Genomic DNA, 21,274 nt, shown 5'->3' on the forward strand with positions numbered 1-21,274 from the left:
GGCGTCTCGCTTAAATTCAGATGTATAAGTTCTCATTGGGTTTCTAGTTTTATCCCAAGAGCCGACACACTGTCCAATTTATCGAGGCAGGTTCAGAGCGTATGGGTTACACAATGGGATGTATTGCAAGGAAATCGTCGCGCAGTGGCGGGGCGTGAGCTGCAGCTGAGCGAACCCCCAGACCCTGAACACGCTGAGCTCATGCAGCAGCTTGCTGAAACCTTGGCGGGGCAGGCACGTGATGTGTTAGTTAACTACTATTAACTGGGTTTCGTTTTTTGAGGCGAGGATCAGGCCTGTCTTTACCTCCTCTTTATTTGTTCGGTAACATGAGGGTAACATGAGGGTGCTAAGGTGGGAGCGTGAAAGTGTTACCAATCTTTTTTAGATGCAGCCTATTATTAGCTGCAGTATCCATCGCCGCTCTCGCAGTTTCGATGCCTCCTGCTGGAGTATGGAAAGGGGAGCTCAAAGTCCCCGGTAGCTCACTCGCTATCCACGTTTCACTGGATCGAGCCGAGGAAGGTGTTTGGTCCGGTGCCATTGATATTCCGGCTCAGGGTTTGCGAGGGTTCGCTCTAGCTGAAGTTGAAGTAAGCGGGTCTGCGGTCGGGTTTATCCTGCAAGGGATTCCGGGAACGCCCACGTTTGAAGGCGTATACGAAGAGGAAGAACAGTGCATCAGTGGAGATTTTTACCAAGGAGGTCAGCAACTAAATTTCGAGCTGTATTTCCTAAAGGATGATAATGCTGCCGATACACACGTATCCGAGAAGGGAATACAGGGAGAAGGAGCAGTGGGTGAGTGGTTCGGCGAGCTCGCAGTGGGGCCAAGCTCCTTGCGACTGGCTCTACATATCTTTCCCGATGGAGGAGATAGTTTTACTGGGACAATGGATAGTCTGGATCAAGGCGCGAACGGATTGAAGATGGACTCGATCACTTTTGACGACGGCAAGCTCACCTATCGTATCGACAGGATCGGCGGATCCTTCGAGGGGATATTAAACGAAGATGGAAGCAGGCTCGAAGGGGTTTGGATGCAAGGAGGACAGGAGATGCCTTTGAGTTATCGTCGTATAGCGGAGCCTCTGGTTCAAAAACGCACCCAGGATTTGTCTGGACCGTTCCCTTACGAACAGCGGGCAGTGACGTTTCGCAACGAGCTGGACGGGCTTTCTTTCGCCGGCACTTTTGTCGTGCCAGAGGGAAGAGGCCCCTTTTCGACTGTCCTGTTTATCAGCGGATCGGGACCGCAGGACCGAGACGAGAGCTTAATGGGACATAAGCCGTTTGCGGTGATAGCCGATCGTTTGGCGAGACGTGGCGTCGCATCCTTGAGGTTTGACGATCGAGGAGTGGGCGGTTCGGAGGGAAGTGTGATGGATTCCGAAACGACCAGTTTCGCAAACGACGCGATCGCAGCGATACGTTTTTTGGAAAAGCAGGAGGAGGTCGATCTCGATGCCTTGGGCTTGATCGGACATAGCGAAGGCGGGTTAGTAGGCCCGATGGTCGCAGTTCAGGATGAGCAACTTGATTTCCTGGTGCTATTGGCGCCTCCGGGTGAACCTCTTGACGAGCTGATCCTGAGACAATCGGCTGACGGCCTGCGATTGAAAGGCGTGGATGAGACGCTGGTGCAGAGAATTGTTAGAGACACCAGGGGAGATATCGAATTGATCAAGGACTTAAGCTTGTCGCGCGACGATCTAGTCGCTGGTCTTCGAACGCGTAGCGAAGAAATCCGTGAGAACTATGATGAACGCGTTTTGGAAGAACTGGGCTTCACTGATGCGGCTTTCGAAAACTCTCTAAAATCCGTATCCACAAAGTGGTTTCGCTCTCTCATGCAGATCGACCCGAGCGAATATCTGGACCGGGTCACTATCCCGACTCTTGCCCTCTTCGGTGAGAGGGACGTTCAGGTGGCCGCTGGCGTGAATGCAGACATTCTACGCGCGTCATTCGAAAAGGCGGGCAACAGGGCCGCCATGGTTCACGTATTACCGAGATTGAACCATCTTTTCCAGAATTGTGATACCGGGTCTATCGAGGAGTATGGGCGGATCGAGGAAACCTTCGATGAAGCCACATTGCAGTTAATTGGCGACTGGATCTTGAATCGGGGTATGTGAGATTGAAGCCTATTTAGAAAGTCCGTTCGGGCTTTTTTCTCAAAAAGGAGAGCGCCTCCAGCTCAAGTCGGCGAGCCCCCGCCTGCTGTCGTTGTGAAGCGAATACAGATTTCCTGAAGCTAGCGGGTATGCTCGAATGATGGCCGCAGTCGAACCCGTTGGAACCATTCTCGTCTTTGCGAGCTTTATGACGAAAGGATTGGAAGCGGGCGAAAGGGTTTAGGTTGTGCTTGGGTATGCCGCTAATAGTTTCTAATGCGCTATAGCGCAGCACCTTATTAATGCGGTTCTAGGGTAAAGACCAGGGGCTTTTCTGACGATGGAAATCTAGGGTCGCTCAGAGCATTACTCAGAGCGCTCGAACCCTGTTATTTGATTTATGGCAAACGTCCTATTAGTAGACCCTGACGAAGTGGCCCGTATGGCCATGGGCGGAATCGTCGCTCGAGGTGGTAATCGCTTCGCGGCAGTCGACTCCGTGGCGGCAGCGTGGAAATTTATCCGACGGAATGTCAAAGTAGATATCGTTTTCATAGAGCTTAAGCTCAAGGGTGAGAACGGCTTAGCTTTGGTGCAGGATTTGAAGGCGGATTGTTTGTTACGGACCATTCCGTTGGTCGTCTACACCGCGCACCCGGATCGCGACAGCGTTAAGAAGGTGTTGGAATTGCGAGTGCAGAACTTTTTGGTGAAGCCTTATCGGGAAGAGTTGGTTTTTGCGGAAATCTCTAAGGCTCGTTCGGAGCCTTGGCTCGAACACTACTTCGAGGCGGGTAATCCAGAGTGGGAACCAGAGCGGCTCAATGCCATGCTGGAGAAGCTCAGCGGCGCTTTGAACGAAGGGCAGGATTCGCTCGCCAAGCGGAAAGCAGTCGAGGGAAAGGCTCAGAAGCCGATCGTAGATTGGTTGAAGAAACTTTCGGCGGTTGCAGACAAAACGGGGGCGGAAGGGGTCGTCTATTGCCTAGACGACCTTGCTCTCCGAGCCTCGGCAGGTAAATGGCCCACGGGTGACGAGAACAACGACCCCCTCGGATTGGCTTCGCGCTTGATCGAAGCTTATCTTAACCCGGACACTGTGCCGGAGGATTTCATGAGCGAGGAGGAGATGAAGTCTGACGAGGAGGCTCGTGAACGAGGTTATTGGGAAACCGCGTTTGTTGAGGAGCGTTGTCCCCTGATCGGTATCGATCAGATCAAGCGGGAGTTCGACAAGATCACTTCCTGCCCGATCGTGGAATCTATCGCGGCGTCATTCCAGATGGCGGCCAACGGTCGTCCGACATCGCTCGCCCCATTGCTTGACTTGGTCCACCGGGATCCGAGTTTGAGCGCGGAAATTTTTATAGCGGCAAATCGATTGAAAAAGGATAAAGAAGACAAGACCTTCGCGATCGAGAGCACGCGCATGGCAGTTGGCCTTCTAGGGGAAATGAGGCTGGCGAGCCTTGGTTTGAATTTCGAAACGGTGGCGGAGCGTTTCTTCGAGTCCGGTCCGCACATGGACTGGCCCGCCTTCCGCATGTTCCAAGTAGCAACGGGCCGCATGGCAGAGTTCGTTTGCGAGTATTTAGAGATGCCAAACTTGGCCCCTATTGCTTACACGGCGGGGTTAATGCAGGACTTGGGCAAGATGTTGCTTACCCGATTGCACCCCTTTGCCTTGCCGGTGATCAAGGACCATGCGGCGCAGACGGGCGTGGCTTTGGCGTCAGCCGAGCGTTTGTTTCTTGGCTGCACGACACACGATATTGCTCTGGCATATGCGGAAAAACAAGGGCTACCCTCGCGTTTCCAGTCGGTGTTTCGCTGGGTTAACAATCCCGAGGCGGCTTTGAAAGATGAAGATCTGGTGGCAGCTGTCTCGCTGGCCCGTGAACTCTGCCGCCGCAAGCGTGTGGGTTGCAATGGCGATACTACCTTCGACGAGACGGAGTCCCTAGAGTCGACTCCTGAATGGAAAGTACTCAGCAAGCGTGTCTACTTGAACTTCGACATGAGCAAGTTCGAGCGGATGGCATACGCGGAGTGCCTCGCCTTGAAGCGCGAGCTGGCGGGAAAACTCCCGAAGCGCAGCGTCGCTTAGTTCTCTACGGAATATTAGAATTGGACCTGCGAGTTGTGCTTAGGCACGGTTGTGCCGTGAAAAGGTGTATCGTTATCTTAGCCGCTGCCTGTTTAGCGAACTTTGCATTTTCGTCAGATGGGGACCGCAGAGTGCTCTTTCTTTCGGGCGAGTCCAGCCATGGTTGGAACGAGCATGAGTTCCCAGCTGGATGCGAAGTCCTCTCAGATGCCTTGAACGCAAGTGGACTGGGAGTGAAGGCGGCGCTTTATCGTGGTTGGCCGGAGTGGGAAGGAGCTTTTGATCGGGTCGACGCGGTGGTGATCTATTGTGATGGTGGATCTGGCCATATCGCAGAGGGACGGGTTGCTGAGTTGGAGGCTCTTTACGCGAGCGGAGTTGGTTTTGCTTTCTTGCACTATGCGCTTGAGCCAGATTCGGAGGGTTTAGCAGCTTTCATGAGTGAAGCGATCGGGGGTTATTTCGATGTGGGTTGGTCGGTCAATCCGGTTTGGGAGCTTAAGGATTCGCAGCTGGCGCGAGGCAAGCTCACCTCTGGAGTGTCGCGCCTGGAGATTAAAGACGAGTGGTATTACCATATGCGTTTTCGCGAAGATGGCGGGTTCGAGCCAATCTTGTCAGGATTGCCGCCATTGGGTTCCTTGGGAGAGAATGGGTCGCGCTCAGGAAATGCGTCGGTGCGGTCTGCCCTCGAAGCAGGCGAGTTCCAGCATCTCGCTTGGAGTCGCGTCGGCGAGGACGGTCAGCGTGGCTTTGGTTTTACAGGTGGTCACTTTCATCAAAATTGGAACGATGATGACTTTCGAAAGCTCGTCCTAAACGGGATTGCTTGGACTGCGGGAGTGCAGCTACCTGAGTCAGGCTTTGTATCCGATTTCCCGAACATCGTTACTTACAAGACGATAGATGAGGCTATAGCGCGTGACGAGTTGAACGATGTGAAAGTACATCTTGCGAACGATCCCCAGCTTCTGAATACGCCTGGTCGAGGAAATATGACACCACTACAGCAAGCTGTGACGCGTAAGAAGAGCGAAATCGCTTTGTATCTTTTGGGTCGAGGATCGGATCCAAACGTGAGGACAGGCAGTGGTCAGACCACTGCTCATCTGGCGGTGGCTCGGGGGATGCCGGAGCTTTGCCGGGCCCTCGCGGTAGCGGGTGTCGAACTCGGAGCTCGGGACAAGCAGGGCTGGACGGCGTTGCATCTCGCGGCCGCGAAGAATCAAGCGGCGAGCGTGAAGGTCTTGCTTGAGATGGGCGCGGATGTGAATGCGTTGAGCGACGCGGGAGGAACACCGCTTCACGAAGCCGCTGCTAGCGCGAGCGGGGATGTGGTGAGGCTTTTGCTAGATGCGGGTGTAGATGTGAGCGTGGTTTCGTCACACGGAGTCACTGCTCTAGATCTTGCAATTGAGTATGGCAACGAGGCTGCAGTTAAGCTGCTACGGTGACTGTCGGTAGCCTCGTTCTGCTAAAAAGAGTCTAAATCCAGCTTTTGAATGGTGCTGGGATTGCCGCTGAGCGTAATCTGCTTGCCGTGGTAGGAGACTGTAGTGGCGCTGGGACTATTCGGGCCGAATGCGATGGTTGCCTGTGTTAATTCGCCTTTGTTCCACTCGATGGATATGGTGAAGTCGCCCCGGGCTCGGAGCCCCTCGATCGATCCGGTCGGCCACGCTGCTGGTAGAGCAGGGAGAAGCTTAATTACGTCGTTGTGACTATGCAGGAGCATTTCGGCGATGGCCGCGGTAGAGCCGAAATTGCCGTCGATCTGGAAGGGCGGATGGTTGTCCCAGAGGTTACCGAGGGTGGACTTTCGGAGAATGGCGATGAGGTTTCCGTACGCTTCTTCTGCCTTGGATAGGCGGGCAAACATGCCAATGGTCCATGCGCGGCTCCACCCGGTCGCAGCCCCGCCTTGGGCGAGGCGCTCTTCGATGACTTTCTCGACGGCGCTTCGCATAGTGGCATCTCCGTCGAGGTCGATTTGGTTGCCGGGGTAGGCTCCGAGGACCTGCGAGATGTGGCGATGGCCGGGCTCATTTTCCGCGAATTGTAGACGCCATTCCATGAGTCTTCCGTCGTTGGCGATTTTTGGATGATATACCTGCGGTAGTTTTTGGGAAATGGACTGAACGAGCGGCTCGTCTTCCTTGCCGAGAGCCTTGGCAGCTTCGAGGTAGTCGTTGAAGACTTGCAGTACCATGAATTGGTCGAAGCTATTTCCCGAGGAAAAGGCCGCGCTGTGTTCTTCCCCATTCTCGTCGGCGTAGAGAAACGAATTTTCGGGCGAGCACGCGGGGCGAGCAACGAGTCCATCACCGCTAGGGTTTTCGATAAGCCAAGAATCTACGAACTGGACGGAACCGGTAAGGATATCCCAGTTGTCAGAGAGGATGGATACGTCTTTGGAAAAGCGGTAGTGCTCGAGGATGTGCAGTGTCATCCATTGTCCACCAAAGAAGGAGCCGCCCCAGTGAGCGCGGCTGGACATCATGCGCGCGTTTCCCCAGAGATCGGAAGCGTGGCCCATACACCAGCCTTGCATACCGAGGCGGCGAGCCATTTCCTTGCCTTTGGGTTGGTAGTAACGAATGAGGTCTATGAAAGGCGTGTGCAGCTCGGAGAGGTTGGTGGTCTCTGCGAGCCAGTAGTTCATTTGAAGGTTGATGTTGAGGTGGAAGTCGCTGCTCCAAGGGGCCCATTCGTGCGGATTCCAAATGCCTTGGAGATTGGCTGGAAGGGTGCCAGGACGAGAGGAGGCGATGAGCAGGTAGCGACCGAACTGGAAGTAGTCTTCGATGAGGTCGGGGTCATGCGTCGCTCCGGCTTGTAGTCGTTCTATTCTCTGTGGGGTTGGCAGTTGGCGAGTGGATGAGTCCGTAGTTCCGAGTTCGATACGTGTGCGTTCGAAGTAACTTTGGTGATCGGCTACGGCAGCTTGTTGGATGCTTTCGCTAGTTCGGTCCTGAAGGCGGTCGAGTGTAGCGATCGCGTTGTCTTGCCATCCCGGAGGTAGGAGTCGACTGCTGTTGGAGTAGTCGAAATTCGTGGTTGCGGAGACGAGGAGGGTGATGGTGTTTTGTTTTTTGATTTCGAGGCGATCGCGTTCTATGTCGGCTTCGCCGATTGCTCGGACCCGTCCCTGGTATTTCAATACATCTGGACGGTCTCCGGAACCTTGTCCGTTTTTGACTAGGTCTCCTCTTTCTGCTTCGGCCCCGTCGAGAGTGACGTCGAAGTCGATGGGACGAGAAGATTGTATCTGGATCGCAATGACATCGTCGGGGGAACTGGCCCAAGTTTCTTGGATTATTTGGGTGCCGTCTTGGAGGTAGTGCTCAGAGCGGGCGATCCCAGTCGAGAGATCGAGACTGCGGGCGGTACGGGCGAGGGGGCTTAGTTCTCTATAGTTGATGGTGAGCCACCCGAGGTACTGGTAGCTGTTTGGGTCGACGCTCGCTTGGAGGTGTCTTTCGAAATGTTGGTCTGCCTCCTTGTAGCGACCATCGGCTTCCAGCCGGCGGATGGTCTCGAGGTGCTCGAAACTGTCCTCCGGTGTCACAAGATCGTCGCCGCGCGTCCAGATGGTTTCTTCGTTGAGTAAGATCTTTTCGTTGGGGAACTCCCCGAAAGGCATGGCTCCGAGGCGTCCGTTGCCGACGGGGTAAGCGTCGGTCCAGTCTACGGCTGCTTTGTTGTCATGAATGAGATTCGTTGCATCTGCGAAATAGCTACAAACCAAGCTTAGGACTAAGGCGACTCGGAGGAAAGGGAACGTTCGCATCGATCCATTCCACAAAGAAATTCAACTTTTGCAAGGTCTCGGATAGGAGCGACTTCCGCTATGTGTTAGTCCAGCGTGAAGGTGCGGGTCCGATCGTAGTGCTCGACCTCAATACTGATGCGGTGAATGGCGGTGACCGTAGCTCCATCTATGGTATCGCCGATGCCGAGGATCCGCCCGTTAACCTGCGCTTTCGGGCCGGAACTTCGTTGGAATATTGCCCCGAGTTGGATTTCTGGAAAGGGAGGAGGTGGTGGAGGTGGTGGCGGAGGTTGCTCGCTTTCGGGCTGCGACACGGGGGTGGCCAGAGTCGGCTCCGTAGGCTGGGTTTCAGACGCTAAGATTTCTTTGAGAATATCCTCTCTCGATTCGATGACAGGAGAGTTCTTGGGCTCAGGCGGACTTGATTGAGCGGGTGCTTCTTTGATCGAGGAAAGGAAGTAGAGGCAGCCGAGGCAGAAGATTATGCCGGCAGCGAAGGCGAGTGTGACGCTTTGGCTTCGTTGGGGCGAGCTTGGCGGGTGTTGCCTTTGTTCGTCCTCTTCAATCCGTTTGGAAAGAGCTTTGTGGGCGAGGGCGGTGGTGGTGATTTGGGGAGCGGGGGCCTTGTCCTCATCGCGGGCGAGCTTCGGCTTCAGCTTTGGTTTCAGCTGAGAAGGCGGAGTGTCTCCTTTTACGACAGCTTCCCAGTCTGCCCATTGCTCGTTTTTCCCGATTTCGATGAAGAAGTTGGTGATCGGGGTAGCGTCGGCGTGCAGGGGATTTCGGCGTTTGCGCACAATCGCATTCGCTGCGTGTACGGCGGCGAGGGTGGTGAAGGTTCCGTGGCAGCTATTGGCAGGTCTGTGGTGGAGGGCGACGGTTTCATTTATAGCCCCTGGCAACCCCCAGCGCGAGAGGAGATAGCCACCGACTTCGGCATGGTCGCAGCCGATGTGTTTGAACTCGGCTTGCCAAGGCGAGTGGGATTCATCGCGAGCGAGGCGTTGGGCTTCGATGTATTGTTCTGGCACTACACCGATAAGGACGAGCTTGCCGATGTCGTGCAGCAATCCAGCAGAGTATGCCTCTTCTGCAGCTTTCGGGCCCCGCGTTTCGTGTAGGCTGATGCGGCGGGCGGCGCCTGCTACGGAAATGCTATGATGCCAGATCTCTTTGACGAGGGAGAGATGCTCCGGATCTTTTCCAACTTGGGAAAAAATGTGGGCCGCGAGAACGATATTGCGAGTATTGGAGAGCCCGAGCTGGGAGACGGCGTGCTTGATGTCGGAGACGTTTTGATCGAGTCCGTAGAATGAGGAGTTTACGGTTTCGAGAAGCTTTGCCGAGAGTGCGAGATCGTTGGCTATCGCTTCTGCGACATCGTCGATCGAGCAGTCATCGGAATTCAATGCAGAGACGATCTGGTTGTGGTGTCTGGGAAGGCTCTCGAATTCAGGGCGGTTGGCAACGATCTCCTTGACGATAGGGTTGTCGAGCCAGGAGTCGACGGCGAGGCAGCGATGGAACTCGAGGAGGATGCGATCGGGCGGGCAGGGGCGCGGCAGGTAACGACATCCACCTTCAAATGCTGCGGCGAGTTGAGGTCGGTCCGCTTCTTCTGCGGCGATGAAAGCATGTGCGAGCGGGGCGGCGTCGATCGTTCTGGAGAGCAGCTTGAGTCCTCTTCCCTCGTCGATGCAAAGAGCTGTTACAATGATGTCAGGAGACACTTCCGAGGCGAGGGTCAGAGCAACCTCGGGAGCTGAGGCGTAGTGAACCGTCCACGATGAGGCCTTCGCCGCCAGCGCTTTTTGATACGCTTCGACGGCACCTGGATCAGGATCGACGATGAGAATGTTCGCGCTCATTTAGTGAGTTACCTTTAGTATCTACGGACTTTGCGAAGCTCTCTTGAGAGACGGTGGGCGGGCTCGGGGTAAAAGACTCGAATAGGGAGACTTGCAGCCCTGACAGAGCAATTAGCCAGGTGGATTGCGTACTTTTTCTTTCCCTACCTTAGGTAATCCGTCGGTTGGTGTAGCAATCGAGGAAGTAAACCGCGAGAGTCGGGTTGCAAAGACCCCGCTCCCACTTAGAATTAGGGGTTAATCTTTACGTCTCCATCGAAATGGCAGCCTAATCTTAGAAATGGAAACATCTAAGCGTGCCCGTTACCTCCTCTTAGGGCTTACTCTCTTTCTGTCTTTGACCGCCAGCGTTCGAGGGCAACGTGACCTTACGCGTTTGCGTTTCGAAGCCCTCACAGAGCGATTCGAGAGCTCGGGAGGTGAGATCCATCGAATCGTAGAAGGACCCTCGGGTTTCATCTGGTTTGGCACGAACCGGGGGGCTTTGCGTTACGACGGCTACGAGATTCAAGCTTATCGCAATGAGGATGGTGAGCCGGCCTCTTTGATCAATGACTCGGTTTGGTCATTCCTGGTGGATGCGGATAACCGTTTCTGGATTGGCACGCAAATGGGGATTAGCAGGTTCGTTCCCGAGTTGGATTCCTTCGAGAACTACATTCTCAATCCGGTGGACATGAACAACAACCTGAACAATCGCTGCAACGCGATCGTACAGGACAGCGAGGGCAACATTTACGCCTCTGCAGAGAGTGGAATCCTGTATCGCTTCGATGAGGTTGAGAATAGCTTCGAGGCCATGAACTCGGCCAGTTTCGGAGTGATCAAGTCGATGGCGTGCGACGCATTCGATCGAATTTGGATTGGCTCGACGAGCGCGGTCTACCGTTTTGACACGAAGACGCGCGAGACACGCGCTTATCTCTCTGGCTTCGAGACCGAGAGCGAATCCCTCCGCAATTTCGTCTATGCGATAGACGCGGGTGATTCAGAGCAGATTTGGCTAGGAACAGCCTATCAGGGTGTATTGCTTTTAAACCCAGAGACGGGAGCTATCCGGACGCTTCCGGTAAGGCACGCGAACGAGCGCCGTGTCCATTACCTGCAAGCGACTGACGATGGAAGGGTTTGGGTTTGTCATGGGCGCGGTCTCACCTTGATGCAGCGAGATGGGGAGAGGATCCGAGACTACGTTACGTCAGAGCGCGTGGACTCCTTGCCTTCGGGTAGCATACGTTGTCTCACGGTGGACAGCCAGTCGAACATTTGGGTGGGTTCAGCCAAGTATGGGGTGCACGTATCCACCAACAACAAAATGTTCGATCGCAACTACCTGGAGGACACGAAGCAAAGTCCTGGCGTGACGCCCGTGGTCTCCCGTATCTTGTGGACCCGAGACGGGAGGCTTTGGCTGGGCTATTACAATGGAGGAATCGATGTTTTCGCTCCGGATGGGACGCATGAGTTTGAGTTGCGGCACAATGCGGGTGATCCACAATCGCTCGAGAGAGGGGCGGTCTATTCCTTGATGGAAGACTCGAGAGGCGACATATGGGTAGGAACCTTCCACGGCGGGTTGATGCATTTCGACCGTGATACGCGCGCCTTTCGGAAATTCGAACGAGACCGGAATGTCCCAGGTTCGATGCCCGGCGGAGATCCACGTGCGATTTCGGAGGGCACGGACGGAGATCTATGGATCGCATTGAAGGGTGCTGGCATAGCGATGTATGACCGTCAGACGGACTCGTTTGAAACCTATCGCTCGGATCCGTACAACTCGAAGTCGAGCCTCTTGGACGATTGGCCTTCTGACATCCTTTACGACCCTTCCGGCCTTGTTTACGTAGCCACTCCGATCGGTCTTTCAGTTTTGGATACGGAAGAAAAGGTATTCACGAATTACACTCCTGAAGATTCTGATCCCGATAGTCTCTCTAATGCGACCTGTCATACCCTGTTCAGAGATAGGGATGGAATGATCTGGGTGGGAACTGGTAATGGGCTTAACCGCTTCGATCCGGTGAATAAGACCTTCAAAACCTATTCGCTGGAGGAAGGGATGCCGAGTCTTCAGGCACTCTGTGTCATGCAAGATCGCGAAGGTAATATATGGGTCGGCACGGATAGTGGGCTTGCTCGAATCGAACTTCAGACGGGTGAGATCACGAGCTATGGGGTTTTGGACGGTTTGATGAACAACTCCTTCTTCAGGAACTCCGTGGCTTTGTCACCCGACGGAGACATTTATTTCGGGCAAACGGGAGGGCTCACCTTTTTCGATCCAGCGGAAATTCAGGACAACAAAATCCCGCCGCCAGTATTCATAACGGACGTACAAGTCTTTTTTAAGTCGCTAGAGGTGGATCCCAGCGATCCCAAGTCCTTGCAAAAGCGAATATCGGAATTGGACGAGCTGGTGCTCAGTCACGACCAGAAAGTCATCTCAATAAGCTTTGTAGCGCAAAACTACATACAGCCACAAGAGAACCAGTATGCCTATTTCTTAGAGGGATTTGATTCCGGTTGGAACGAGGTGGGGACGCGTCGCGAGGCAAACTACACGAACTTGAATCCGGGAACCTATGTCTTCAGAGTTAAGGCATCGAACAATGACGGTGTCTGGAACGAAGAGGGCGCTTCGTTGCAGTTGAAGATCTTGCCGCCGTTTTGGCTGACTCCCTGGTTTTATACCTTGTTATTGTTGGTGCTCTTTTCGAGCGTGTATATGTTTATTCGATACAGAGAGCGAAACCTCAAGAATACGCAACGCCTGCTAGAAGATGAGGTTCAAAATCGAACTAAGAAAATCAACGAGCAGAACGTTGCCCTGGAGGGACAGCGTAGCCAATTGGAGAAGCAGCGTGACGAGTTGGAAGAGGGTAGGGAATTTCTGGAGCAAAAGGTGGAGGAACGTACCTCGGAGTTGGTCAAAGCAAAGGAGAAGGCGGAGGAATCGGATAGGCTAAAGTCCTCTTTTCTCGCAAATCTTTCCCACGAAATTCGCACTCCGCTCAATGCTGTCGTTGGATTTTCAACTCTGTTGAAAGAGACTGACCCTGATGAAAACGAAATCGAAGAGTACGTATCGCTGATCATTGAAAACTCCGATTCTCTACTGCGTTTAATAGACGACATTCTGGACTATTCTCTGATCGAAGCGAATCAGATTAAGACTGAGGATAGTGAGTTCGGATGGGATGAATTTATCAATCGGGTTTATGCTAGTCATAGCGTACTACCACGACAAGAGGGAGTGGCTCTGGTTTGCGAGAATGACTTGAGCGGACAAGGATACACGATGGTATCTGATTCTCAGCGCTTGAGACAGGTATTGGATAATTTGCTCACTAATGCCTCGAAATTTACCAGTTCGGGAAAGATAATACTGGGCGCCCGGGTCGAAGGCAGTTTGCTCTGTATTTATGTAAAGGATACAGGCAAAGGAATTCAGCCAGAGTTTCAAAAAGCGATTTTTGACCAGTTCTACAAACTCAAGGAAGACGATGTTCAGGCTCGGCGGGGTGTGGGGCTGGGCTTGGCGATCTCCAAGCGACTTGTTGACCTCCTCGGAGGTGAACTGGCAGTTAAGTCTGAATACGGGAAAGGGTCGAAGTTCAGCGTTCGTTTCCCTTTGTCGGCTTTGAGAAACCCGGATCAGTCAGCTATCTCGGGCCCTAGCGAAGGCTCATTGCCGGAAAGGATCTTCAATGCCCAAGCGGGCCGGGTGCTGGTGATTGAAGACGAGAAAAACAATTTCCTTCTTCTAAATGCTATTTTAAAGCCGACCCGCTTCGAGGTCGTTTGGGCAGAGAGTGGCGAAGAAGGCGTGCGGATCTATCAAAACGAAGGACCATTCGACTTGGTCTTGCTGGATATCAAAATGCCGGGAATTGACGGCTTCGAGACGATTCGCCGCTTAAAAGCAGTGAATCAGAATGTGCTCGTAGTCGCACAAACCGCTTACGCGATGGTGGATGACAAGATCCGCGTTTTAGAGGCGGGTTTCAGTCGCTACATTTCCAAACCGATCAACGCGAAGGAGCTCTTGCTCATCATCGCGGAGCTTCTTCCGGACGAGTGATAGCTTGGTTTTCGGTCTGTCAGAATGATTGAGTTTTTCTGCAATTGATTGGGGTCACTATTCGATCTAAGGGGATATGTTATGAAATATTCCCCGTCCGAAAACCGCTACTCCAAAGCAGACCTATATCGCCGTTGCGGGCGAAGCGGGCTTAAGCTGTCACGACTTTCCTTAGGGCTGTGGCAGAATTTCGGATACGACCGAGATTTCGAATTGCAACGCACTCTGGTGCTGGGATCTTTCGACAGAGGGATCACGCATTTCGACCTAGCGAACAATTATGGCCCGCCTCCTGGCTCTGCCGAATCCGGCTTCGGTCGGATGTTGGCCTCCGATTTAGCTAGCCACAGGGACGAGTTGGTAATCTCGACAAAAGCGGGCTACCACATGTGGGAAGGCCCTTACGGTGACTGGGGCTCTCGCAAATACCTCGTCTCGAGTTTGGACCAGAGTTTGAAGCGCATGGGACTCGAGTATGTGGATGTTTTCTACCATCACCGTCCAGACCCGGACACTCCGATCAAAGAAACGATGGGTGCGCTCGATCATATTGTTCGCTCGGGAAAGGCTCTCTATGTAGGGATTTCCAATTACAACGCAGAGCAGGCGAGTGAGGCGTTCGAGGTATTGGAGTCTTTGGGCACGCCGTGTCTTATCCACCAGCCACGTTACAACATGTTCGACCGCTGGGTAGAGGATGGTCTGTTGGATGTCCTCGAGAAAAGTGGCGTAGGGTGCATCCCTTTTTGCCCATTGGCCCAGGGGTTATTGACGGATCGCTACTTGAAGGAAATTCCAAGCGACTCTCGGATTGCGAAGGGATCTGCTTTCTTGAAATCGGACGCCGTAACGGAGGAACGGGTCGCGGTACTCAAGCAGCTGAACGATGTTGCGGCTGCACGCGGGCAATCGCTCGCCCAGTTGGCATTAATTTGGATTTTGAGAAACCCAGTGGTGACATCCGCATTGATAGGAGCGAGCAAGCTCAGCCAGATTGAGGACAACCTAAATGCCTTGGAAAACGCAGATTTGTCTTCTGAGGAACTGGGAAAAATAGAGTCAATTTTAGGTTCGGTGTAGGCGAAAGGTTTCGCCTTCGCCGCAGCCCTTAATCGGCGTATATCATCTTCTTGGTCATGCCGCCATCGACTACGAAGTTTTGACCACTTATAAACTTCGATTTGGAGCCGACTAGGTAGGAGACTATATCGGCGATGTCTTGCGAAGTCCCTATGCGGCCGACAGGATGTTGAGTGCTGTCTCGGGGAGTCGTCGATTCCTCTGAATCAGTAAGTATCCAGCCTGGCGATACGCAATTTGCACGGACCTCTGGTCCAAGGCTCACTGCTAGACTATGGGTCAAAGATACGAGCCCGCCCTTAGATGCAGAATACGCGAAGGTGTTGGCCTCCGACTGAAGGGCCCGAGTAGAGGCGATGGTGACGATACTCCCTTCTGCTGCTCTCAAGTAAGGCGCAGCAGCCTTGGCACAATAGAACGGGCCGCTCAGGTTTACGTCGAGTACGCGTTGCCAATCGCTCACACTGAGAGTTTCGAGGTTTAGGCGTTCGGGGCTCGCAATGCCAGCGTTGCAGACGAGTGCATGTAGTTTCCCTGTGGATGCGCACACATTGCGGATGGACTCTGAGACTGCTTCAGGGTTAGCCATGTCGCATCGGAAAAAGGTGACAGAGTCCGGGAGGTTTTTCGCTGCAACCGTGTCGAACCCGATCACAGCGACGCTAAACTCGTCTCTAAGGAGCGTATTGACGATCGCCTTACCGATACCACGTTCGCCACCGGTTACAATTGCTTGTTTTTTAGTGTCCATGTTGCTGCTCAGATTAGCGAAATTGGTTGGCGGCTACGAGGTATTCGTAGTCTTCCTCCGCAAGCCGTTTGCAGAGCCAGTCTTGGTCGATGTCGTTCGATCGGCAGAGGTCTTCTAGCGATGAAAAATGGTTGCGCAGGGCCGTGTTGACCACTCCGACCAGGAGATTAGTGTCCATTTTTTCGATGTTGCTCCAGTCCATATGGTTTTTGGGATACGTCCTTAGGTTGTTAGTGGCTGGTGCCTTTTGTCAATGCGGTCTGGACCCTTTGGTCTTCAACGACTAGAGACTGGGTCTCTCTTGTTCTATCCAACCTGTTCTGGGGAATCCCGCCATGTCTGAAATTGTCTATATCGAAGATGACCTCGTGTCTGTAACCCATCTATCGCTGCTAAATGGGGTTTGGGTACCGGGCTTAAAGCGAAGCGTATTAGCTTGGGGCGACCCAGTGGAGGTCCTCGAATATATCAAGACGGACGATCGTATTCATCGCACCCGCGTGAGGGTGCATGGCAGGGGCGGAACTCCTTGGCTGGCGGAAGCGAGAGGCAAGCTGAAGACTCGCTCTAAGAGTGTGCTCAAGTTCTCCATGGTCGATGTTCAGCAAGGAGATGGGATGGTTTTGGAAACTCCGGAAGGAAAAATTGTTCTCATTGATGGTGGCGACAACAAACTCTTTGCACGCTACCTAGCGGCGCGTTATCGGGGTACATCGAGGTCGAATCCCCTTGAAGTCGAGGCCATGGTCGTAACCCACGGTGACGCCGATCACTATGCGGGGTTGAGCGAGATCGTTAAATCGGAGACACATCGAACAGTGCGCAAGCGCCTGTTCCTGCACCCCAAGAGGGTAATCCATAATGGGCTCGTCAAGGGACCGAGTAGCTTGCCTCCTGAGAAGATATTCGGCCGCACGGTCGTGAAGGGGACGCAGTCCTATGTCACCGATTTGGAAGACGACCTGTTATCGCTTCCGGAGGCACGTCTCAATCGTCCGTTTAAAGGCTGGGTCAACACCCTGCGGCATTGGTTGGCCCGCGGGCCGATCGAGTTCAAGAGTATTGGATTTGGCGACGACGAAGCCTTCGGTTTTTTGAACGACGAAGGAATCTCTGTGAAGATGATGGGTCCTTTTCGAAAGCGAATCACCGTAGACGGCAAATATGTAAAGGGCCTTCCACTTTTACGGACTCCTAAGAAAACGGTAGAGTTGCACCTTGAAAACGAGATGGACGAGACACGTCGGTTTTCGGCTTCCCATACGATCAACGGGCACTCGCTTGCCATGCAGCTGCAGGTCGGAAATGTGCGCTTCTTTCTGACGGGAGACTTGAACCAGGAGTCGATGAAGATTCTGCGAGATAAGACTACAAACAAGGAGTTGGAATCGGAAATCATCAAGGCGCCGCACCATGGTTCTGCGGATTTCGATTTTCGGGCATTGAAGGCGATGGCACCAGTCGTGTCGCTCATTTCCTCAGGGGACGAAAGCGCTCGCAAGGAGCACATACATCCTAGAGCTACGTTGGTCGGTGCCTTAGGTAATGTGTCGCGTGGTAAGACACCGATAATTCTCTGCACCGAGCTAGCTGCGTTTTTCGAGATGCGTGGCATGTCGCGATCGGATGACGGAAAGCGTTACTTTGGTTTCGAGAGAACCAGCTTTGGCATTATCCAAATTCGTACCGATGGCGAACGCGTGTTAGTGTTTACCCACAGCGGAAAGGAGAATATGAAGGAAGCGTATCGATTTTCTGTAGATGCTTCCCATAAAATCACCTTCGAAAACGTTAAAAAAGGGTAATGTGTATCGAGGATTTGTATACGACACATCTATTGCGGAGCTTATGCTCTGCTCCTCTGCTGGTAGCGGACTTGGTGGGAGTTCCGGCGTGGGATGCTGATCTAGTTGTCCCGAGTGTTGTACCCAAATTGAACTTCGAGCAAAAGCTGGGTCACTTGTACGAAGACGCTTTGGAGATTCTGATTAGGGCGAGCGATCGTTACGAATTGGTTGCGAAAAACTTGCAAGTGTCGGATGCGAGTGGCCGCACAATCGGTGAAATCGATTTCCTCGTGGGCGATTCGCGAAGCGGAATAGTATGGCACCTGGAGCTGGCAGTGAAGTTCTACCTCGCGTTTTTGGATGGCAAAGGAACGGAGCGATACCCGGGTCCAGATCCGAGGGATAACTGGATCAATAAGCTGAAACACCTGCAGGAGCGACAGTTGCGCCTGAGCGAACAGCCAGAAACACGTGAATTGCTCGAAGGTAGATTTGGTATTCGAAACGTGATGACCGCGCAGCGCGTTTATGGAATCCTCTTCGACCAGATAGGGAGTTCGCGGGAGTCGCGTCCGCCTGCGGTGTGTCGCTCTTGCCGACGAGCGAAGTGGTTGTATCTGAAGCAATGGGAGTCGTTTTACCCGTCGCTCGAAGCGGTGCGTATCGTTCCCAAGTGCCTTTGGCCAGTTGAGATGTCAGACGAGCTGATGGGCAGCCTAGTGGTAGTACCCGTCGAAGAGCTGAAACGGCAAGCAAGGGAGCGTTGCATCCTGTTTTGTGACCAAGCGAGTGGTGACGTTGCTTTTCTCGTACCGGACGATTGGCCGCAGTTGTCTGACTAATTCGAGTAATCTCGAAGAGGCTTAAAAACGCTTGTAGGTAATTTGCGAATCAGGGCCTGTTGCCGTTTATTGGTAAACTCTTATAATACGAAATCATTATATGGCATACTAAGTACTGCGGAATCGCTTTTTTTGAATCCAGAATGAGGAACGGTTGGGAGCGAATGAAGCAACGCTGTTCCTTCCGATTAGAGGACTGACGTTATGGGCGAATCATCATTAGGCTTACTCGGGGTCGTCGTTTGCGCGGCCTTGGTAATGCTGATACAGGCGGAATTTCTGTGTCTGGAGAGTGGCTGAACGAGGACAAGGAACAGCATCAACTTTGCTGTTAAGAACCTGACTGAATTTGGCATTTCAGTTTTAGTGTATTGGGCTTTTGGATTCGCTCTCAGGTTTTGGTTTCAAGTTCTGGGCTCATAGATGCATCCCGTTTTTTCTTCGAGACGGATCTGAATTCGCCTGATTCGACGACATTCTTTTTCTTCCAGGCTATGCGTTGCGTCGCTGCGGTGACGATTGTCTCGGGAGCGGTGGCTGAGCGAATGAGCTTGCTGACTATTGATTGAGGCGAGGAGTCTTTTTGCAATTAACTGCAAATTGTTTGCAAAAAGTCCTTGCTCTTAATGAAACATACTTGCGATAAAAACAGTATGCGAACAATGCCTAATCTATTTGCGACATCTGCTCTGCTCTTGCTGGGGGGCGGAACGAAAGAGGCTCTCGGCGATACGGAGACGGTGGACTTGGATGCGGTGGTGGTCACCGCAAGTCCTTTCGTCAAGCACAAGGACGAGCTGGTGGTGCCAGCCAGCGAGCTGACTGGCGAACCGCTCAAGCGGGCGGGCGAGTCGTCGCTCGGCGCGACGCTATCGGGCGAGCCGGGAGTGCACTCCACCTACTACGGTCCAGGAGCGGGGCGTCCGGTCATTCGTGGTTTTGACGGAGACCGCATTCGTATTCTGAATCAGGGTACGGACAGTTTCGACGTTTCGCAAACGAGCCCTGATCACGGCGTGAGCATCGAGCCCTTGTTCGCCGACGATATTGAGGTGGTGCGGGGTCCAGCTTCGCTGTTGTACGGAAACGCGGCCATTGGCGGCGTGGTGAATGTGATGGGCAAGGAACTTCCTCGGGAGCGAGCCTTGGCTTCCTTTTCGGGGCAGGCGGAAACCTTTTATGGATCGGTTTCCGACGAGAAATCGATCGGTTTGGCGCTGCAAGGCGGGCAAGGGGATTTCGCATGGAGCGCTGGTTTCTTGGATCGCCAGTCCAACGACTTCGAGATTCCGGGTTTCGCTGAATCTGCGTACCAAATGGAAGCAGAAGAGCATGAACACGAGGAGGAGGAGGATCATGAACATGAGGAGGTAGAGCACGATCATGACGAAGAGCATGGTGAAGAGGAGGAAGTGTTTGGCGTTCTAGAGAACAGCTTCGTCGACACTCGCTCCGGCTACCTTGGTTTGGCTTGGTTTGGCGATCGCAGCAGTTTGGCTGTATCCTATTCTGAATACGATTCAGACTACGGTGTGCCGGGTCACTCGCATGAGCATGGTCACGAAGAGGAACATGAGCACGAAGAAGGGGAGGAGCACGAAGAAGATGAGCATGAGGAAGAGCATGGACACGGTGAGGAAGCCGTAACGATCGATCTCGACCAGTCGCGCTTCACCTTGCGAGGAGAGTTGATCGATCCGGTGGATTTCTTGCAGAGTCTCGAATTGGACCTTACATTTGGCGACTATCGCCACCGCGAGCTGGAAGGCGAAGCGGTCGGTACTGTGTTCGAGCGCGATGGATACGAGCTGCGCCTTACCGGGGTGCACAGCCCTGTCGGTGACTTGACGGGAGCGTTTGGGTTTCAAGCGAAGGTTGACGACTTTTCGGCTGTAGGGGAGGAGGCGTTTATTCCAAGCTCCGAGACGTCCCAGTACGGCATCTTCGCAATGGAGCGTCTCAATCAAGACTGGGGCGCTTGGGAATTTGGAGCTCGCTTGGAAAGCGTCGAGATCGACCCTATCGACGCGTCGCTAGCTGACAGTAGTTTCGACACCGTTAACGCTTCCGCAGGTGCGGTGCGTCGCCTGAGTGAAAACTCGGTGGTCTCGGCGAACCTTGTTTACGCGGAGCGAGCGCCCAACGCCAGCGAGTTGTACGCCTTCGGTCCTCATATCGGCACCCGAAGTTTCGAGATAGGCGACGTCTCGCTTGGCAAGGAGTCATCCACCAGCCTAGATCTCGCCTATCGTCTGACCGCCGGTAGGGTCACGGGAGAGATAACAGGCTTCTACTCGAACTTCAGCGATTACGTTTACATGCGTTTCCTGGATCATGAGGAGCTCGAGGACCTGTATGGAGAATTGGATACAGTCGGGCTCGACGTTTTCCAGGCAACGGCGGTTGATGCGAAGTTCTACGGGTTCGAGGTGGACCTGCGGTATCATTTGATCGATGAAGCAGACCGCGCGATGCACGTCGACCTGCTTTACGACCAGACGAGGGCGACCAACGAGAGCTTCAACACGAATTTGCCTCGTATTCCTGCTCGGCGTCTTGGCTTGCGCTACGAGTACGCTTTTGGCCCGTGGGTGCTAGGGGCGGAAGGCCGTTGGCATGATGAGGCGTCGCACATCGGGCCGAACCAGTTGCCCACCGACAGCTACACGCTCTGGGGGGCGGATGCTCGGTACCGTATGTATGTTACCGATATGGCTACAGTAGATCTGTTTGTGGTTGGGACGAATCTCAGCGACGAGGAAGCGCGTCCGCACACTTCGTTTTTGAAAGATCTCGCCCCGATGCCAGGCCGAAGCCTTAAGCTGGGCGTGAGGACGAGTTTTTAGCAAGTCTCGGAGCGGCTCAT

14 protein-coding genes are annotated in these 21,274 nt (G+C 53.5%); 10 read left to right on the forward strand and 4 right to left on the reverse strand.

Features of this window, described 5'->3' with window-relative positions:
• The 4 genes from QEH53_RS09105 to QEH53_RS09120 form a co-directional block, all read left to right on the forward strand.
• The coding region (locus tag QEH53_RS09105; RefSeq protein WP_309022863.1) for a hypothetical protein at positions 1-264 on the forward strand (264 nt) is incomplete at its 5' end.
• 173 nt (positions 265-437) lie between these two features.
• Complete coding sequence (locus QEH53_RS09110) at positions 438-2,138, forward strand: alpha/beta hydrolase (protein ID WP_309022864.1); 1,701 nt, start codon at positions 438-440, stop codon at positions 2,136-2,138.
• 379 nt (positions 2,139-2,517) lie between these two features.
• Positions 2,518-4,224 carry an HDOD domain-containing protein gene (locus QEH53_RS09115; RefSeq protein ID WP_309022865.1) on the forward strand — a complete coding sequence of 569 codons (1,707 nt, stop codon included), beginning with the start codon at positions 2,518-2,520 and terminating at the stop codon, positions 4,222-4,224.
• 131 nt (positions 4,225-4,355) lie between these two features.
• Positions 4,356-5,678: an ankyrin repeat domain-containing protein gene (locus QEH53_RS09120; protein WP_309022866.1), complete on the forward strand. Its 1,323-nt coding sequence runs from the start codon at positions 4,356-4,358 to the stop codon at positions 5,676-5,678.
• Between the two features lie 20 nt (positions 5,679-5,698).
• Here the strand turns inward: QEH53_RS09120 and QEH53_RS09125 are convergent, their stop codons facing one another.
• Both QEH53_RS09125 and QEH53_RS09130 read right to left on the reverse strand, forming a co-directional pair.
• On the reverse strand, positions 5,699-8,014 hold the full coding sequence (locus tag QEH53_RS09125; protein WP_309022867.1) for a glycoside hydrolase family 95 protein: 2,316 nt from the start codon (positions 8,012-8,014) through the stop codon (positions 5,699-5,701).
• Between the two features lie 65 nt (positions 8,015-8,079).
• Positions 8,080-9,864, reverse strand: a complete 1,785-nt coding sequence (locus tag QEH53_RS09130) for an HDOD domain-containing protein (protein ID WP_309022868.1) — start codon at positions 9,862-9,864, stop codon at positions 8,080-8,082.
• 280 nt (positions 9,865-10,144) lie between these two features.
• On the opposite strand from QEH53_RS09130, the gene QEH53_RS09135 reads away from it, so the two are divergent.
• On the forward strand, positions 10,145-13,948 hold the full coding sequence (locus QEH53_RS09135; protein WP_309022869.1) for a two-component regulator propeller domain-containing protein: 3,804 nt from the start codon (positions 10,145-10,147) through the stop codon (positions 13,946-13,948).
• A gap of 81 nt (positions 13,949-14,029) precedes the next feature.
• Positions 14,030-15,028 carry an aldo/keto reductase gene (locus QEH53_RS09140; protein WP_309022870.1) on the forward strand — a complete coding sequence of 333 codons (999 nt, stop codon included), beginning with the start codon at positions 14,030-14,032 and terminating at the stop codon, positions 15,026-15,028.
• A 28-nt stretch (positions 15,029-15,056) separates the two neighbouring features.
• Here QEH53_RS09140 and QEH53_RS09145 read toward each other — a convergent pair whose 3' ends face one another.
• Positions 15,057-15,779, reverse strand: coding sequence for an SDR family oxidoreductase (locus tag QEH53_RS09145; protein ID WP_309022871.1), 723 nt, complete (start codon positions 15,777-15,779; stop codon positions 15,057-15,059).
• A 13-nt stretch (positions 15,780-15,792) separates the two neighbouring features.
• Entirely contained in the window at positions 15,793-15,957 is a 165-nt protein-coding gene (locus QEH53_RS09150; protein ID WP_309022872.1) for a DUF4250 domain-containing protein, read from the reverse strand.
• 157 nt (positions 15,958-16,114) lie between these two features.
• Here QEH53_RS09150 and QEH53_RS09155 point away from each other — a divergent pair, with 157 nt between their 5' ends.
• The 4 genes from QEH53_RS09155 (at position 16,115) to QEH53_RS09165 (ending at position 21,254) form a co-directional block, all read left to right on the forward strand.
• Complete coding sequence (locus QEH53_RS09155) at positions 16,115-17,584, forward strand: MBL fold metallo-hydrolase (RefSeq protein ID WP_309022873.1); 1,470 nt, start codon at positions 16,115-16,117, stop codon at positions 17,582-17,584.
• Between the two features lie 128 nt (positions 17,585-17,712).
• Positions 17,713-18,408: a DUF1853 family protein gene (locus QEH53_RS09160; protein WP_309022874.1), complete on the forward strand. Its 696-nt coding sequence runs from the start codon at positions 17,713-17,715 to the stop codon at positions 18,406-18,408.
• A gap of 371 nt (positions 18,409-18,779) precedes the next feature.
• Positions 18,780-18,977, forward strand: coding sequence for a hypothetical protein (locus QEH53_RS24430; protein ID WP_369426432.1), 198 nt, complete (start codon positions 18,780-18,782; stop codon positions 18,975-18,977).
• Between the two features lie 93 nt (positions 18,978-19,070).
• On the forward strand, positions 19,071-21,254 hold the full coding sequence (locus QEH53_RS09165) for a TonB-dependent receptor (protein WP_309022875.1): 2,184 nt from the start codon (positions 19,071-19,073) through the stop codon (positions 21,252-21,254).
• Positions 21,255-21,274 lie beyond the last annotated feature (20 nt).

The sequence above is a fragment of the Pelagicoccus sp. SDUM812002 genome, from assembly GCF_031127835.1.
In the GTDB taxonomy this organism is placed as follows: Bacteria; Verrucomicrobiota; Verrucomicrobiia; order Opitutales; family Opitutaceae; genus Pelagicoccus.

Coding starts and splice junctions, on each gene's coding strand:
- QEH53_RS09135 (WP_309022869.1), top strand. CDS start 10,145: ATGGAAACATCTAAGCGTGCCCGTTACCTCCTCTTAGGGCTTACTCTC.
- QEH53_RS09150 (WP_309022872.1), bottom strand. CDS start 15,957: ATGGACACTAATCTCCTGGTCGGAGTGGTCAACACGGCCCTGCGCAAC.
- QEH53_RS09110 (WP_309022864.1), top strand. CDS start 438: ATGCCTCCTGCTGGAGTATGGAAAGGGGAGCTCAAAGTCCCCGGTAGC.
- QEH53_RS09130 (WP_309022868.1), bottom strand. CDS start 9,864: ATGAGCGCGAACATTCTCATCGTCGATCCTGATCCAGGTGCCGTCGAA.
- QEH53_RS09165 (WP_309022875.1), top strand. CDS start 19,071: ATGCCTAATCTATTTGCGACATCTGCTCTGCTCTTGCTGGGGGGCGGA.
- QEH53_RS09155 (WP_309022873.1), top strand. CDS start 16,115: ATGTCTGAAATTGTCTATATCGAAGATGACCTCGTGTCTGTAACCCAT.
- QEH53_RS09125 (WP_309022867.1), bottom strand. CDS start 8,014: ATGCGAACGTTCCCTTTCCTCCGAGTCGCCTTAGTCCTAAGCTTGGTT.
- QEH53_RS09145 (WP_309022871.1), bottom strand. CDS start 15,779: ATGGACACTAAAAAACAAGCAATTGTAACCGGTGGCGAACGTGGTATC.
- QEH53_RS09140 (WP_309022870.1), top strand. CDS start 14,030: ATGAAATATTCCCCGTCCGAAAACCGCTACTCCAAAGCAGACCTATAT.
- QEH53_RS09115 (WP_309022865.1), top strand. CDS start 2,518: ATGGCAAACGTCCTATTAGTAGACCCTGACGAAGTGGCCCGTATGGCC.